19 protein-coding genes are annotated in these 16279 nt (G+C 29.2%); 8 read left to right on the forward strand and 11 right to left on the reverse strand.

What is annotated here, in order from left to right:
* Nucleotides 1-221 precede the first annotated feature (221 nt).
* Nucleotides 222-1211, forward strand: coding sequence for a helix-turn-helix domain-containing protein (locus EQ921_RS14170; protein WP_128152187.1), 990 nt, complete (start codon nucleotides 222-224; stop codon nucleotides 1209-1211).
* 144 nt (nucleotides 1212-1355) lie between these two features.
* Complete coding sequence (locus tag EQ921_RS14175) at nucleotides 1356-2342, forward strand: AraC family transcriptional regulator (protein WP_128332128.1); 987 nt, start codon at nucleotides 1356-1358, stop codon at nucleotides 2340-2342.
* 14 nt (nucleotides 2343-2356) lie between these two features.
* On the opposite strand, the gene EQ921_RS14180 is transcribed toward EQ921_RS14175, so the two are convergent.
* The 3 genes from EQ921_RS14180 to hemW form a co-directional block, all read right to left on the reverse strand.
* The gene (locus EQ921_RS14180) at nucleotides 2357-2980 is read right to left on the reverse strand and encodes a bifunctional nuclease family protein (RefSeq protein ID WP_128152192.1); all 624 of its coding nucleotides are present in this window, start codon (nucleotides 2978-2980) and stop codon (nucleotides 2357-2359) included.
* A 143-nt stretch (nucleotides 2981-3123) separates the two neighbouring features.
* The gene (murI, locus tag EQ921_RS14185) at nucleotides 3124-3954 is read right to left on the reverse strand and encodes a glutamate racemase (protein ID WP_128332129.1); all 831 of its coding nucleotides are present in this window, start codon (nucleotides 3952-3954) and stop codon (nucleotides 3124-3126) included.
* 40 nt (nucleotides 3955-3994) lie between these two features.
* Nucleotides 3995-5164: a radical SAM family heme chaperone HemW gene (gene hemW / locus EQ921_RS14190; protein WP_370449530.1), complete on the reverse strand. Its 1170-nt coding sequence runs from the start codon at nucleotides 5162-5164 to the stop codon at nucleotides 3995-3997.
* Between the two features lie 167 nt (nucleotides 5165-5331).
* On the opposite strand from hemW, the gene EQ921_RS14195 reads away from it, so the two are divergent.
* Entirely contained in the window at nucleotides 5332-5613 is a 282-nt protein-coding gene (locus EQ921_RS14195; protein ID WP_128152196.1) for a GNAT family N-acetyltransferase, read from the forward strand.
* 6 nt (nucleotides 5614-5619) lie between these two features.
* Here EQ921_RS14195 and EQ921_RS14200 read toward each other — a convergent pair whose 3' ends face one another.
* Complete coding sequence (locus tag EQ921_RS14200; RefSeq protein WP_128152198.1) at nucleotides 5620-6093, reverse strand: YcxB family protein; 474 nt, start codon at nucleotides 6091-6093, stop codon at nucleotides 5620-5622.
* A 159-nt stretch (nucleotides 6094-6252) separates the two neighbouring features.
* On the opposite strand from EQ921_RS14200, the gene EQ921_RS14205 reads away from it, so the two are divergent.
* From EQ921_RS14205 to EQ921_RS14215, 3 genes are all read left to right on the forward strand, one after another.
* The gene (locus EQ921_RS14205) at nucleotides 6253-6864 is read left to right on the forward strand and encodes a DUF937 domain-containing protein (protein WP_255424506.1); all 612 of its coding nucleotides are present in this window, start codon (nucleotides 6253-6255) and stop codon (nucleotides 6862-6864) included.
* A gap of 82 nt (nucleotides 6865-6946) precedes the next feature.
* Nucleotides 6947-8239, forward strand: a complete 1293-nt coding sequence (locus tag EQ921_RS14210; RefSeq protein ID WP_128332131.1) for an MATE family efflux transporter — start codon at nucleotides 6947-6949, stop codon at nucleotides 8237-8239.
* Nucleotides 8240-8396: 157 nt separating this feature from the next.
* Nucleotides 8397-8960: a hypothetical protein gene (locus EQ921_RS14215; protein WP_128332132.1), complete on the forward strand. Its 564-nt coding sequence runs from the start codon at nucleotides 8397-8399 to the stop codon at nucleotides 8958-8960.
* A 53-nt stretch (nucleotides 8961-9013) separates the two neighbouring features.
* On the opposite strand, the gene purN is transcribed toward EQ921_RS14215, so the two are convergent.
* From purN to hemG, 6 genes are all read right to left on the reverse strand, one after another.
* Nucleotides 9014-9583, reverse strand: coding sequence for a phosphoribosylglycinamide formyltransferase (gene purN / locus EQ921_RS14220; protein WP_128152207.1), 570 nt, complete (start codon nucleotides 9581-9583; stop codon nucleotides 9014-9016).
* Nucleotides 9584-9593: 10 nt separating this feature from the next.
* On the reverse strand, nucleotides 9594-10580 hold the full coding sequence (gene purM / locus EQ921_RS14225) for a phosphoribosylformylglycinamidine cyclo-ligase (protein WP_128152209.1): 987 nt from the start codon (nucleotides 10578-10580) through the stop codon (nucleotides 9594-9596).
* Between the two features lie 152 nt (nucleotides 10581-10732).
* On the reverse strand, nucleotides 10733-11470 hold the full coding sequence (locus EQ921_RS14230; RefSeq protein ID WP_128332133.1) for a uroporphyrinogen-III synthase: 738 nt from the start codon (nucleotides 11468-11470) through the stop codon (nucleotides 10733-10735).
* A gap of 6 nt (nucleotides 11471-11476) precedes the next feature.
* Nucleotides 11477-12124 carry a DUF4271 domain-containing protein gene (locus tag EQ921_RS14235; RefSeq protein WP_164875654.1) on the reverse strand — a complete coding sequence of 216 codons (648 nt, stop codon included), beginning with the start codon at nucleotides 12122-12124 and terminating at the stop codon, nucleotides 11477-11479.
* A gap of 26 nt (nucleotides 12125-12150) precedes the next feature.
* Nucleotides 12151-13026, reverse strand: a complete 876-nt coding sequence (locus EQ921_RS14240; RefSeq protein ID WP_128332135.1) for a carbon-nitrogen hydrolase — start codon at nucleotides 13024-13026, stop codon at nucleotides 12151-12153.
* Between the two features lie 73 nt (nucleotides 13027-13099).
* Complete coding sequence (hemG, locus tag EQ921_RS14245) at nucleotides 13100-13633, reverse strand: menaquinone-dependent protoporphyrinogen IX dehydrogenase (protein ID WP_128332136.1); 534 nt, start codon at nucleotides 13631-13633, stop codon at nucleotides 13100-13102.
* Between the two features lie 164 nt (nucleotides 13634-13797).
* On the opposite strand from hemG, the gene EQ921_RS14250 reads away from it, so the two are divergent.
* Nucleotides 13798-14427: a hemolysin III family protein gene (locus EQ921_RS14250; protein ID WP_255424507.1), complete on the forward strand. Its 630-nt coding sequence runs from the start codon at nucleotides 13798-13800 to the stop codon at nucleotides 14425-14427.
* Between the two features lie 22 nt (nucleotides 14428-14449).
* Nucleotides 14450-15046, forward strand: coding sequence for a dephospho-CoA kinase (gene coaE / locus EQ921_RS14255; RefSeq protein ID WP_128332137.1), 597 nt, complete (start codon nucleotides 14450-14452; stop codon nucleotides 15044-15046).
* 5 nt (nucleotides 15047-15051) lie between these two features.
* Here the strand turns inward: coaE and EQ921_RS14260 are convergent, their stop codons facing one another.
* Nucleotides 15052-16257 (reverse strand): RsmB/NOP family class I SAM-dependent RNA methyltransferase, encoded by a 1206-nt coding sequence (locus tag EQ921_RS14260; protein WP_128152221.1) that lies wholly within the window; start codon nucleotides 16255-16257, stop codon nucleotides 15052-15054.
* Nucleotides 16258-16279: the final 22 nt, after the last annotated feature.

Below are 16279 nucleotides of genomic sequence, written 5' to 3' on the forward strand. Positions count from 1 at the left end.
ATAAATTTTTCAGATTTAAAAGCTTATCTATAGAATTATACTAGTCTACTCATTCAATATTAATTAAAAGAAACTTCTTATATAAGAAGTTTCTTTTTTATATTTGACATTTAAATCAATAAAATTATTGAATTTTACTGTATGTGGAATGATTTCTGCATATTTAAAAACTTTTAAATAACTTTTATACTTGTCGGATTTTACTAATAAATTTTGAAATAATGAGGCCCACTGAGCTTTCAGAATTAAATAAAATAAGAAAAAAATATATTATTCAATATCTATGTATTATTATTAGTGTATTGTTTTCTTTTTCTGTATTTTATTGGTATGAAAACATGTTCCCTCTTAATTATCTTGCGTCCTTAGGTCTTTTGTTTCATTTATTTGTATTGGTCATATCAATTAAATTAAATTACAACTCAATAAAATTATTAGTTCCGGTATATTTAATTTTTTTATCTTTAATGTTGTACCCCTTTAACGCATTATTATGGCAATCGGGACAGGTTACTGCTTTTATCTGGTACTTTTTAATTCCATTCGGTATAATGATCATTTTCTCATTTAAAACTGTATTATACTGGTCTTTGTATATTTTAGTTCTGATAGGGAGCATATTCATTATGTCAGATTTCAATCTTTTTCAAAAATATATACGTCCTTTCTCTTCACATCAATTGACTGTTTTAAACATAATAACTATACTTTTCAGTTTATGTTTTGTTACTTTTATTATGTATTATATTAATAAAGCAGGAATGATACAGATGATTAATAAACCAGACAAAACAACAAGTACAATCAGTTCTACAACATCTGACAAAACAGATGAATCCGATGAAAAATATGAAACTTTATATAATAATATAGTTGATTATTTTAATTCTAAAGAACCTTATTGTGATCCGGATTTTAATATTGCCCAAGTAGCATCAAGCTTAAATACTAACATAACGTATATTTCCAAATCTATAAGAATAAAAAGAAATATGAACTTTGTTTATTTTGTGAATACTTACAGGATAAATAAAGTAAAAGATATGATCAATAAAGATTATCATAATAAATATACATTAAAATTTATTTATACTTCTGCTGGTTTCAAACATCAATCTACATTTAATAAAGTTTTTAAACTGATAGAAGGAATAACTCCTTCTCAATATATTAATGCTATGAATCACGAAAATGATTCTGAAGCACTTTAATTATAAACTATAAAACCGGTATCAATATATTATTAACTTCAACAGTTAACGAATTTAATAAGTATAAAAAAAGTTAAATGATGTTGGAATTTTATGTTAACATTTTTGCTTAATTTTGCATAGTTAATTAATACTAAAATAAACATGGCGCAGCCGGTTTCTTACACAGAAGAATCTGATTCGATTAAAAAACAATTTTTACAAAGTTATTTGCTTTGCATTACAGGTATTTTAGCGCTTTACTTAATTTATTATTGGAGTGTACAGCTATATCCTTTCAATTATCTGACAGCATCATACTTAGTTTTACATTTGCTATTAATTATTATAGTCTATAAGGTAAAATATGATTATTTAAAGTCATATATTATGGTATATGTTGTGGTACTAACCTTATTGTTATATCCATTTATGGTTTTGTTTTGGGAAGCCGGAAGAATAACTCCTTTTATGTGGTATTTTTTAATTCCTTTCGGAATGACGTTGTTTTATAATTTTAAGACAATAATATCAATGGGAATCTATATTGTTGTTCTTATATGTACAGCATTTCTTTTAGTTCAAGTGATACCCGAAGAACAATACATTAGTTTTGTTGATAAACAACTTGTTATTATTAATGTTGCAACCGTGTTTTTTGCTTTGATATTGATTAGTCTTATTCTCTATTATATGAATAAATTACGATTTATTTCAGTAAGCATACCTGTAAAAGAAGTAAAAACTACACATTTAGAATCAACTCATCTTGATGATTCAAAATATTCTGAGTTATATGATAAAATTTTAGATTATATGGAAAATAAAGAACCATATTGCGATCCGGGGTTCACTATTTCCCAACTGGCATCAGAGTTGAACAGTAATGTCTCGTACATATCCAGGACTATTAAAATTAAAAAAAATATGAATTTTACTTCATTCATTAACTTATACAGAATAAGTAAAGTAAAAAAAATGTTAGAAAATAATTACCATATTAAATATAGTCTGAAATATATTTATACGTATTCAGGTTTTAAACAACAAACAACATTTAACAAGGTTTTTAAACAAATTGAAGGAGTTACACCCTCAGAGTATATTCAAAGTATGACAAAAGAAGATGGAACTAGCTATCGTTTTGATTAATTATTACTCTAAAATTAAATTTCAGTTCTTCTATTCAGCTCATCACGTAATTTGGCTGCTGTCTCATAATCTTCGCTTTCTAAAGCCTTGGATAATAAATCATTAATTTCCATTTCGGATAAATGAGCAAAAGAATCTTCTAAATTATCCATTTTCAATTGATTTTCAATATTATCAATTGCTTTTTCAATGGTTGCATCTTCAGAATTTTCCTCTTTCATATCCATGTACACACCCGCTTTTTCCATAATTTCTTTCGTGGTATATATAGGAGCATTAAATCTTACTGCCAAAGCAATAGCATCGGAAGTGCGGGAATCTATTTCTTTTTCTTCATCTGTATCAGAATTCTGGAACAATATGTTAGAATAGAAAACTCCATCAACTAGTTTATAGATAAAAACGGCTTTAACCTGAATATGAAAACTTTTAGCAAAAGTTGTAAATAAATCATGGGTAATAGGACGGGGAGGAGTTATGTCTTTTTCTAAAGCTAAAGCAATAGATTGGGCTTCAAAACTTCCTATAATTACCGGTATTTTACGTTTTCCAAAATCTTCTTCAAGAATAAGTGCATAAGCTCCGGTCTGTGTTTGGCTGTAAGAAATTCCTCTAATATTTAATCTTATTAAATCCATAAATTATTTCGCTCGGAAAATAAAGGTCTGTATAAATTGAGTTGCAATTTACAATTTTTTTTATAATTTCATAAATCGGATAAATTAATGTTTTCATAGACGCTCCCAATAAATTGTTTATATTTATTTGAGTTTATATGATCCTATTCATTAGATAAAGCGGGAATCGGATTATTTAAATTTATAGTCTCTAAATTTATATTACTACCAAAAAATTTTTTTGCCAGTCTGGCAAAATTAGGATTTAAGTCAGAAACGTAAAATTCATAAACGGAGTTACTTGTATTAGATAACAATTTTCTTTTTTCCAGATCGTGTTTAATAAAATTGGCTACAATTAAAGGAGAGTCTATTACCTGAATTTTGTTCTGATAAAATTGTTTAACTTCATTAAGAATAAGAGGGTAATGAGTGCATCCTAAAATCAGGGAATCTATATTTTGTAATTTTTTATTGTTTAAATATGTTCTTAATACAATTTCAGAAATAGCATGATTATTAAAACCTTCTTCTATTACCGGAGCCAATAAAGGTGTAGCAAGTTCCTGAACCTCTATGTGCTTGTTAAGCTTACGTATGCTTTTTCTGTAAATATGAGATGCAATAGTGGATTTTGTAGCTATGACTCCTATATTTTGATTAAAAGCATAGGCTACTTTCTCCGCAACGGGAGAAATAACATCATAAACAGGTACCTTATGCGATTCAGCAATTGCTTTAACTTCATGAAGCGCATTAGATGTAGCTGTGTTGCAAGCTATAACAATAGCTTTGCAACCTTTTTCAATTAGAAACCGGGTAATTTGTTCAGAATATTCAATAATTACATCCTTAGATTTATCTCCATAAGGAAGATGTTTAGAATCTCCAAAATAAATTACGCTTTCATTAGGCAGCAATCTCTTAATTTCTTTTGCTGTTGTAAGCCCTCCCATACCGGAATCAAAAATACCTATAGGTTGATTTTCTCTCATTTTTTTATAATCCAGTGCAAAATTAAGTGTTTATTACTAATTAATCAATGAAAAATAGCCGAGATATAATACCATCCGTTTGAAACAGGTATTCCGGATTAATCATCATTGAATTACTGTTTGTTATAATTAAACGTTCCTGTTTTAAAAATTCGGTTTCTTTTAAAAAATGAGCGACTATTTTTTTTGAAAAATTATCTAATACAGAATTTATATTAATTCCCCATTGTGTTCTAAGTCCCAGCATAATTTTTTCATTATATACGTCTTTTTCATCAAGAAATTCTTGTTCTAAAGGTAAAATATTATTATTCAGAGATTTAATATAATGAATATTATTGGAAATATTCCAGCTTCTGATATTTGTTCCGTTAAATGAATGAGCCGATGGTCCTATTCCTATATAAGCTTTAGAATTCCAATAGGAAGTGTTATGCTTTGAAAAATATCCTTTTTTACCAAAATTCGAAAATTCGTATTGGATAAAATCATTATTATAAAGTATTTTTCTTAATAATTCAAACTGTTTGAGTTGACGGTCTTCATCAATATCCGGTAATTTTCCTTTTTTTATAAGCGATTCAAAAGCTGTCTTGGGTTCCACCGTTAAAGCATAGGATGAAATATGAGGAATATTTAATTGTATTGCTTTTTGTAAATTATCAATCCAAATTTGATTAGAAGTACTTTGGCCTCCATAAATGAGATCTATAGTAATGTTATTTAATCCTATATTCTGTGCCCTCATGATAGATTTTTCCGCTTCTAAAGATGAATGGGAACGATTCATTAGTTTTAGGTCATAATCATTAAATGATTGTATACCAATACTTAAACGATTTATAGGAGTTTCATTTTTTAAAAAAAGTAAGAAATCAGAAGTAAGATCCTCAGGATTGGACTCTAAAGTTATTTCTTGTAATTCTGAAATTGAATAATGAGAATGCAGGGTGTTAAATATCGAGTATAATTCATTTTTTGAAAGCAGGGAAGGAGTTCCTCCACCAAAATATAAAGTCTCAATTTTAATATTTTTAAATTCGTCTTTCCTTAAAAATAATTCCTTTTCTATAGCTTTTACTAGTTGAGGCTTAAAGTCTAACTGAGTTGAAAAATGAAAATTACAATAATTGCATTTTTTATGACAAAAAGGAATGTGGATATAAAGTCCTGACATGGAAATATGATGCTCAAAAATATTAAGAGACAAAAATACAACAAGATTATAAGTTGAACCATTTTTTAGTAAATTTAAAGAGAGTATTTTTTCAAGTTTATAATGGAAATAATATTAATGTGATTTATTTCAACCTGAAAATTTGAATAAATCTTAGTGAATTGGCCGGAATTTTGATCAGTTTTATCTAAAAAACAAATATGAGTGAATACGAATTAATTGATAATACTGAAAATAATCAGTATGAAATACAGATTGGTAGGTTTACTCCCAGAATAGAATATATAAAGACAGATGATGAAATATATCTTACTCACACAGAAGTTCCGATGGAATTGGAAGGAAGAGGAGTAGGATCCGGATTTTTGGAACAGGTACTGATAGATATTGATAAGCAGGGATTAAGACTTGTACCTATGTGTCCGTTTGTAGCAGGCTATTTAAAAAAGCATCCTGAATGGAAACGGTTGGTTGTTAAATAATTAGTATTAGAATCCTTGCCCGGAAATTATATTTTCCAGTTCACTATACTGAGCTGTATTGTTTTTTATTGAAATAATGTAAATAGTTTTATCCTTTAGAAAAATAAAAATCCAGTTTTGTGTTTTTTTTATTTGTTTAATTTCACGCCAGTAGATTATTTGAGAAAATGTTTCTCCATCAATATTGATATTCTCATTAGTAAAATTATATTTTATTTTTTCAGTAAACTCAATATTGGAATTAATTTGTTTATAAATCGTATAATATACAAGCAATGGATTGATAACTAAGAAAAAAGAAGAAAAATATAAATAATATACTGGAGTTTTTTCTAAGCCTTCTATATTTACATTAAATAAATACATTACCAATAATAAAAGTCCGATAAAACAAAAAATTAGAAATGATGTTTTTTTATAAAATAAATTTAAGATTAAATATTTATACTCTTTAGCAGATATTTGACTTTCAACTAACATTTTTATTGTAAAAATATTAATTTTTTAATTAGTTTATAAATATATTAATATTTAAAACTAAATACATTTTAAACCTCTGTCAATATATGCATCATGATCAAAGAATATTTATTAAAAAAACTATAACTTCGTATTATTATAATTATTAATAACAATATAATGAACATAACAGATTTATTCAATTCAGATTTAGGAAAACAAATAATAGAAGGAATAGGACAAAAAACAGGAACAACAGAAAAAGAAACATCTTCTGTTATAGCCTCAGCTGTTCCTGCTTTACTCGGAGCATTACAAAATAATGCAACTTCCACTGATGGGGCAAATGGAATACTAGGAGCTTTAACATCTTCTAACCACAGCGGTAGTATATTAGATAATCTTTCAGGTTTCTTTACAGGATCAGACAATTCTGATGGAAAAGGAATTTTAGGACATATATTTGGCAGCCAGCAAAAAGAGCTTGAAGAAAGTATAAGTTCCATAACTGGAGTTTCTTCAGGAAAAGTTTCTCAGATTTTAATTCTTTTAGCACCAATAGTGATGGGGTATTTAGGAAAACTGACTCAAAAAAACAATGTTGAAAATACAGGCGGACTTACAGATATGTTAAGCGGTATGTTGGGAGGAACTGCAGGAAGTAGCATTTTAAGTAAAATATTAGATCAAAACGGGGATGGGAAATTAGGATTGGATGATTTAGGTAGTTTTCTTTCAGGAGATAAAAAAGAAGGATTAGGGGGGATTTTTGGAAAAATTTTTGGAAAATAACACTTATATAAATAGTAATGATAAAGCCGGCATATTGCCGGCTTTGTTGTTGAAGAATTACTAAGGTGTATATAATAAAGATATGAATAGAAGCATATTAAGACTCGCTATACCCAATATTATATCAAATTTATCAGTACCCTTGCTTGGAATGGTAGATATGTTTATCGCTGGACATTTAACCGATGAAAACTATATAGGAGCTATAGCAATCGCATCAATTATATTTAATTTTATTTACTGGGGCTTTTCTTTTTTAAGAATGGGAACCAGTGGATTTGCAGCTCAAGCCTATGGTAAACAAAATAGAAATGAGCAAACAGAAGTGCTTATACGTTCTTTATATCTTGCTCTTTTAGCTGGAATAATTATTATTGCATTACAAGGAATGATTGCATTAGTAAGCTTTTATTTATTGAATGTAGATGAAAATATCAAAATACTGACTAAACAATATTTTGATATTTATATTTGGTCTGCACCAGCAGTATTAATTTTATTTAGCTTAAATGGCTGGTTTATAGGTATGCAAAACTCTAAAATTCCTATGGTAATAACTATAGCTATTAACAGTCTTAATATCTTGCTATCATTTCTTTTTGTTTATCAATGGAAACTCGAAATAAGAGGTATTGCTTATGCTTCATTAATAGCTCAATATACAGGGATGGTTACCTATTTACTTATTTGTAAATTCAGATATAAACATTGGTTAGAAAACATAAGCCTAAAAAAAATATCATCCATTAGTTCATTTATTCCATTTTTAAAAGTAAATAGAGATATCTTTATCAGAACTTTAGCATTATTATCGGTTAGTTCATTTTTTATGTATGCTTCATCAAAACAAGGAAATCTTATTTTATCTGCCAATGCCTTACTCATGCAGATGTTTGTTTTATTTTCATATATCATGGATGGATTTGCATATGCAGCAGAATCCTTGACAGGAAAATTTGTTGGAGCAAATAAGTTTACATCCCTTAAACAGCTTATAAATAAGCTTTTAATATGGTCATTTACAATAGCTATAATATTTACACTACTTTATACATTTTCTTTAACTCACTTACTTTCATTTTTTACGGATAAAGCAAGCTTACTTGAAATATGTTACCAATACCGTTGGTGGGTAATTTGTATACCTTTAGCAGGATTTTTAGCTTTTGTTTGGGATGGAATATTTGTTGGGGCTACTGCCTCCAGGCAAATGAGAAATTCTATGCTCATATCCGTATCTATCTTTTTTGTATGCTACTATGGATTAGATAAATATCAGAATAATCATACACTATGGTTTTCTTTCTTGCTATATCTTTTATCAAGAGGTTTAATTCAATCATATATAGCCAAAAGATTTTTGTTTGTTTTATGATTAATTAACAATTAATATCAAAATAATATGTTAATTGAATATATTAAACAACTATAGATTTAATATAATTAAATATAATGCTTGTTAATATTAAAAAAAAAGTAAAAATTTATTTATATTTGTGTTGAATTCTCTATCAAAATAATAAATTATATCTATGAACTTATTAAAATTCGTTTTATTATTTAGTCTGCTACCCTTTTTTTTGTTAACAATAAGTTGTAAAAATAAAAATTGTATAAACGTTAATACGAATACATTACACTGTTTTAATGAACTTGATAATAAAATATTAAGAGACTCTATCTCACATATTAACTTTGCGAGAGAGATAAACTGTTTTAAATGGGATTCATTAGAAATTGGTATGCGAAGTTCTTATCTGGATTATCCATGCATGAATTTTAAACTGGTAGACATAGATCCTCAAAAGAATGTATGGGTGAAAGGAAGAGAAATAGAAGAGCATATGGATAGTTATGATCGGGATAAATATTGGTATATTATTTATTTTTATTACAAAGGAGATATGCTAAATCAATCGTTGGCAATCAATGAATCTGTTGTAAGTTTTGACTCTATATCTGTAAAGATAAGAACCATACCCAAAGAAAAAACTAATTTTATAATATCTCCCTCAACACTTTCTAAAGCAGATAAAAGTCTGCGCTTTCCTAAACACAGACAAATATTAATGAATAATACATTAAAGGCTAATTAAAAAACATAACGGAATTTTAAATAGCCCGATAAATTTTCAATTTTTAATTTGAGTTATTTATTTTTAGATGAAAGTGAATTTATGGCTTCAATAAGAATTTTTTGTTCTACAATCATGACTTTTTGTTGAAGATCTGCAACTGTATCGTTTTTATCAATAGAGAATGTTCCCTGTAAAATTATTTCACCTTCATCAATGCCCTGTGTTACAAAATGAACAGTTGCTCCGGATTCAACTTCACCTGCATCCAAAACAGCCTGATGTACCTTGGCTCCATACATACCTTTTCCTCCAAATTTGGGTAATAACGAAGGATGAATATTTATAATTTTACCCGACCATTTATGACAAAATTCTACAGATAAAATTGAAAGAAAACCAGCCAATACTATAATGTCAATATTTTGATCTTCAAGTATATGGTCTATATCAACAGATAAATTTTTACCTCTTTCCAGTAAAAAAGTTGAAATATCTTTATCTAAAGCTCTTTCAATCGCATAACAATCTCTATCTGCAATTACAGATTGCAGGTTACAATCAATTAGTTCTCCTGATTCCAGAGCATCTAAAATTCTTTGCAGGTTCGTTCCTCCTCCGGATACTAATACAGCTATATTCATATTGAAATTTCTATAGTAATTCTATTTTTTCGGCCCCACTCTTAATCTTTCCTATAAGCATACTGCCTTTAACTAAATCAAGAATTTCGGAAGCATACTTGTCATCGGTTATAATACACATACCTACCCCCATATTAAAAGTTCCGAACATTTCTTTTTCATCAATGTTACCTCTTTTTTGTAATTCCTTCATAATAGATGGGATATTTATTTTTGAGGTATAGACTTCAGCACAAAGACCTTCCGGTATAATTCTAGGTACATTTTCAATTAATCCTCCGCCAGTTATATGTGCTATTCCATACAAAGGATATTTTTCACGAATTGAGAAAATATCATTTTGATACAAGCTGGTAGGTACTAATAAAGTTTCATAAAGAGGTTTCCCCTCAAATTCTTCATTAAAATCAGTAAATATTTTTCGCACCAGAGAAAATCCATTGGAATGAAAACCACTCGAAGGTAGTCCTATAATTATTTGATTTTCTTTAATTTCAGAACCGTCAATTATTTCATCTTTCTCTACCACACCAACACAAAAACCAGCAACATCATAGTCGCCCACTTGATACATTCCGGGCATTTCAGCAGTTTCTCCCCCTATTAAAGCTGTACCTGTTTCTTTGCAGGCATTGGCTATTCCGGAAACTATTTCTGCTGCAACATCAGAGTCTAATTTTCCGCAGGCAAGATAATCAAGAAAGAACAACGGTTTAGCTCCATGACATAAAATATCATTAGCACACATAGCAAAACAGTCTATCCCTACAGTATCGTAAACTTTTGAATCCAGTGCAATTCGTAATTTAGTTCCTACACCATCGGTACCGGATACTAAAACGGGATTTTTATAACCGGAAAGTTGGTAAAAAGCCCCAAAACTTCCTATTCCGTTTAAAACATTAGAATTGTGAGTTTCAGAAACAGCTTTTTTTATTTTGGAAACTGTCTGGTATCCCTCTTCTTTATCTACACCCGAATCTTTATATGTTGCCATAGTTTAATTTTGTTTAGTTGCACAAAAATATTAATATTTACTTGTTTTCAATGAATCTAAGATTAAAAAAGATTAAAAAATCTTTTTGTTTTAAAAAGTAAAGCCCGAATTGATTTAATCCGGGCTTTACTTAAATATATTATAATTTATATCTAATCTAAAAAATCATCTAATGCTTTTGCCATTGATGGACTTTCTTTGGTTGGAGCAAAAAACTCAACTTTAAGCCCTGCCTCTTCAGCAGTTTGTTTTGTAGAAACACCAAAAGTTCCGATTATTGTTTCGTTTTGTTTAAAATCGGGATAATTATCAAATAAAGATTTAATTCCTGAAGGACTGAAAAAAACTAATGCATCATAATCATCGATATTAGAAATCTTTGAAGCTATATCACTACTTACTGTGCTGAATAATATGGCTCTGGTCCAATTTATACCGGCTTTATTTAAAGCGTCCGGAATATCTTGATTCAAAATATCAGAAGTAGGAAGTAAATATTTTTCATCTGGATTTTTTTTGAAAAGCGGAATCATATCTTCAGCTTCTTTTTCACCGAAATATATTTTTCTTTTCCTGTAAACAATATACCGTTGAAGGTATAAAGCAATAGTTTCAGACTGACAGACATATTTCATCGAGTCTGGTACAGCAAAACGCATTTCTTCTGCTAATCTGAAAAAATGATCTATAGCATTTCTACTGGTAAATATAACAGCAGTAAATTGAGAAAAATCAATTTTCTGAATTCTGACATCTTTAGCATCAGCCCCCTGAACATGTATAAAAGGCATAAAATCAATTTTGATTTTATGTTTTTTTTCCAAATCAAAGTAAGGGGAGCTTTCACCAGCGGGTTTAACTTGAGAGATTAATACGGATTTTATCTTCATAATTAATTAAGGTTTATCTCCTAAAAACACTAATTTTAAAATACATAGTGCAGGTAATATTTCGAAAGTGCAAAGGTACAAAAATTCGTAATATCCTGGTAGATTTATTTGTTTTTTAATGAAGAACATAAGCCAAATCCATTCTGCTATTAGGGATACGGATATTATCCCAATAGCTATATAGGGTATATACACCTTTGGTATGGATGTATAATATACGATAAAGCAAAGAAAAATTGCTATCAACAGCTTAATAAATAAAAAAATGTATCTGTTTTTGTAATTTTCCTGATACTCTTTGTTCTTTCCCAAAATAAGAAAAAAACCGTTACCTAGTGTGTAAGAAACTACTTGATATATGAATATGATAATAAATAAAATTAATAGTTTTAAAATTTCAGAATTATAAAAAGGAATTACAAGATTGAAAAAAGGAAATAATGCAAGAGTAAGCAATACAATATGTATGAGGCTACACAATGTAACATACAACGTGAAATTTTCATTTTCAATAACCAGAGATTTAAATTTAAATATAGACTCATCTTTAGGAATAAGAACAAACCTTGCTGCTACAAGCAGTAATAAGCTTCCTAAAAAAATGAAATTTATAAGATTATCTCCTAAGGGTACTCGTAAGGAAAATGCGTCCAATATGTAAATATATATAAATTAACTAATTACTCTTCGTCTAAATATCTTTTGGTAATAGGTGCATAAGAATCAATACGCCTATCCCTCAAAAAAGGCCAGTGCACTCTGTAATTGTCAGATTTTTTAGTATCAATTTCAATAACTTTTACTTCTTCATGATCATGGGAAGCCTGAAATAGTATGCTGCCAAACGGATTAGAAACAAAAGAACCTCCCCAGAATTTCATTGCACCTTCCTGCTCAAAGCCTACACGGTTTACACTAACAGTATGCACTCCGTTAGCAATTGCATGCCCTCTTTGTATAGTTTGCCATGCATTATATTGTTCTACATTTGTAGTCTCGTCCTGATTAGTGGCCCAACCTATAGCTGTAGGATAAAATAAAACATCCGCACCCATTAAAGCCGTGATTCTGGAAGCTTCCGGATACCATTGATCCCAACAAATGAGCACACCTATTTTTGCAAATTTAGTTTTAAATACTTTATAGCCTAAATCACCTGGTGTAAAATAAAATTTTTCATAAAAAGCAGGATCATCAGGAATATGCATTTTTCTATATTTACCTAAATATGCACCATCAGCATCAATAACTGCCGTTGTATTATGATACAAGCCTTCCGCTCTTTTTTCAAACAAAGAAGCTACAATCACAACATTGCATTCTAATGCCACTTTAGATAATTGATCAGTGGTGGGACCTGGAATCGGTTCTGCAAGCTTAAAATTATCATAATCTTCAACATCGCAAAAATACAAAGATGTGAATAATTCTTGTAAACAAACAATTTGAGCCCCGTCTGACGCAGCTTTTTTTATTCCGTTTATAGCTTTTTCAATGTTAGTTTCTACATTGTTAGAACAGCTGGATTGTACAAGTCCTATTTTTACTTTAGCCATTTAGGTAAATATATAAATTATAATATGCAAAAATAAGGCATATTTTTCAATTCCGTATTTATATATGATAACTTTAACGCAAACGTGAATTAAAATCGGAAGTAAATTGTTTTACCTGCGACCAGTCCGTATATTCAATTTTAGTTTTAGAATCGGTAGGACCTTTGGTAATTCTCATTATTAGCTGAATCAAGATCCGATCCAGAAGTCCATAACTAGGATAATCCAACATTCCGGCAAATAAAGCTATTTGATCAGGTTTCCACAAAATACGTCTTAAAAATTTTTGAATATATGGATTAGTGCTTACTGTTCTTTTCTCAGTTTTTCTGGATACTAAACTTACAGAGAAAAAAGCATTGCACTTCATTGATATTTTAGGATAATTCAAGTTGATAAAATCAATAATTTTCTTTCGATGTACACCATACCTGATACTTGCGCCAATTATAATACCATCATAGCAGCCTATTTCAGGAATTTCAGTTTCAATAGAAAATATATCAGCAGAAACGGTTAAATTTTGAGCTATAAAATTCGATATTTTGCGACTTTGTCCATCAGTAGAAGAGTATACAATAAGTACTTTTTTTTCGTTTGCACCCATTATTTAATAGATTTACAATTGCAAAATTAATCAGAACTCTAAAAATTATTAATATAGATTAAGATGGTATTTGTCAGCTTTTATTAAATTGTTAAAAAATGTAAAAAAAAATAAACAAATATATTTTATAAGTATTTTTGTTATAAATTTTTAAATGTTCGAGTATGATGATTGGAATGACTAAAGACAGACACGAAATACTTAATACTATTTCTCATGCATTAGGAATACTTTTGGGAATTGTAGGTTTGATTTTTTTATTAATTAAAAACAGAAATATTACTTCTTACAGCACGTTCAGTATCTGGATGTACGGTATATCTGTAATAGTACTGTATTCATCTTCTACTATATATCATTATTTTGCCAACGAAAATCTGAAGAAAAAAGCCCGTATGTTTGATCATATGAGTATATACCTCTTAATTGCAGGTACCTATACACCTGTATGTTTAATAACCTTATCTCATGCTTCCGGATGGACTTTGTTTTTTATCGTTTGGACAATAGCTGCTTTGGGGGTGGTTATGAAAATATTTTTGACAGGTAAAGTGGATTGGCTATCATTAATTCTTTATTTAGCCATGGGATGGATGGTCATTTTTGATTTAAAAACTGTGATATCTGAAATGTCTTTTCATGGATTACTTTTTTTGGCTATTGGAGGAGCCCTATATACTTTAGGTACAATTTTTTATGCCATTGAAAAAATCCCTTATTCTCATTTTATCTGGCACCTTTTTGTTTTGGGAGGTAGTTTATCACATTACATAATGATATATTCAATCGTCTGATTAATTAAGATAATTTATTAAAATGAAAATTATAGGTCTTACAGGAGGGATGGGAGCCGGTAAATCAACCGTTGCGAAAATTTTTGATTCATTAGGATATCCGGTATATGGAGCAGATATCAGAGCTAAACAATTGATGCAGGAAGATCTCACACTCAAGAAGAATATTATTGATTTATTAGGTCCGGATGCATATCAAAACAATAATTTAAATACAAAGTATATTGCAAAAAGGATATTTTCAGACAAAGAAATATTAGCTAAGCAAAATTCATATGTTCACGCAGCAGTTAAAAAAGATTTTAAAAATTGGTTTATCAGTCAAAAAAATAATATTTTCTGCATTAGAGAAGCAGCAATATTATTTGAAAGCGGTTCTTACAAAGATTGTGATTTTACAATAGTTGTAACAGCCTCTGAAGAAGTACGGATAAAGAGAATATTATCCAGAGATTTAACTACAGTGGAAGAAGTAAGAAAAAGGCTTGATAACCAATGGTCTCAAAAAAAACTTGTTGAATTATCTGATTACCAGATTGAAAATAATTTAGATTTAAATTATCTTACCCAACAAGTCCTTCAGCTTATAGAGAAAATAAAAATAAGATTGGGGAATTAATTAATTTAACTTATTCTTTTCATTTTAGCCATGTAAAAACCATCAAACCTGCTGTTAGATGGCATAACTATTTTCTCATCCACTAATTCAAACTGCGTATTATTTTCTAAAAATGATCGCACCTGCTGAGCATTTTCAGAGGGCAATATAGAGCAGGTAGCATAAATCAATAAACCCTCTTTTTTAACTAATCTGGAATTATTCAGCAATATTTCTTTTTGCTCTTCTATAATTCTGTCAAGGAAGTCTTCCTGTAATTTCCATTTAGCATCTGGATTTCTTCTTAAGACCCCCATACCACTGCAGGGCGCATCAATTAAAACCCTGTCAGCCGTTTGCTCAAGTCTTTTAAAAGTTTTAGAATCCTCAATAGCTTTTGTTTGAATGTTATGAGCTCCGTTTCTTCTGGCTCTCTGTTTTAATGTTTGCAGTTTCCATTCATGAATATCCAGAGCGATAATAAGTCCCTTATTTTGCATTAAAGCAGCTAAATGAAGTGATTTTCCTCCTGCTCCTGCACAGGCATCAATTACTCTCATTCCCGGTTTAACGTCAGTAAACTCGCTCACAAGCTGAGAAGAAGCATCCTGTACTTCGAATAAGCCATCTTTAAATGCCTGACTCTTGAAGACATTTCTCTTATATTCAAGAATTAAGGCATCTTTATATCCCGTAATAAAATCAGTAGATATTTTTTCTTCAGCCAGTAAATTTTTTAGTTCTTCAGCACTTGTTTTTAAAGTATTAGCTCTCAAAATTGTTTGTGCAGGAACATTCAAAGCTCTCATTTCTTTATACCAGTTTTCACCCAATTCTTTTTGCATTCTTGCCATCATCCAGTCTGGAATGGAATAATCAATAGCTTTAGATGGAAAAGGAAGCTTAAAACGATCTTTGATTTTTTTTATATATACCTTTTCAAACTCAGGAAAATCAGGCAATTCCACTTTATTTAGCAAAAGATGCGTAGCTATAATTATATAAATATTATCCGGAGTCATTTCTCTGTTTGCATAAAACTCAAGTCTTCTTTTCCAGCGGATAATCTCATAGAAAGTTTCAGAAACAAATCCTCGATCTTTACTACCCCATTTCTTATTAAACTTCAAAGTACGTTCAAGAACTTTGTCAGCATATTTATTAGGTTCAAAAAAACTTTCTTTTAAAGCTTTTTCAATTCCTTGGATAAGATTTCTATGTATTATTTTCATTATTTGAGCTAAATGTGTTTGC

This window comes from Apibacter sp. HY039, assembly GCF_004023655.1.
Classification (GTDB): domain Bacteria; phylum Bacteroidota; class Bacteroidia; order Flavobacteriales; family Weeksellaceae; genus Apibacter; species Apibacter raozihei.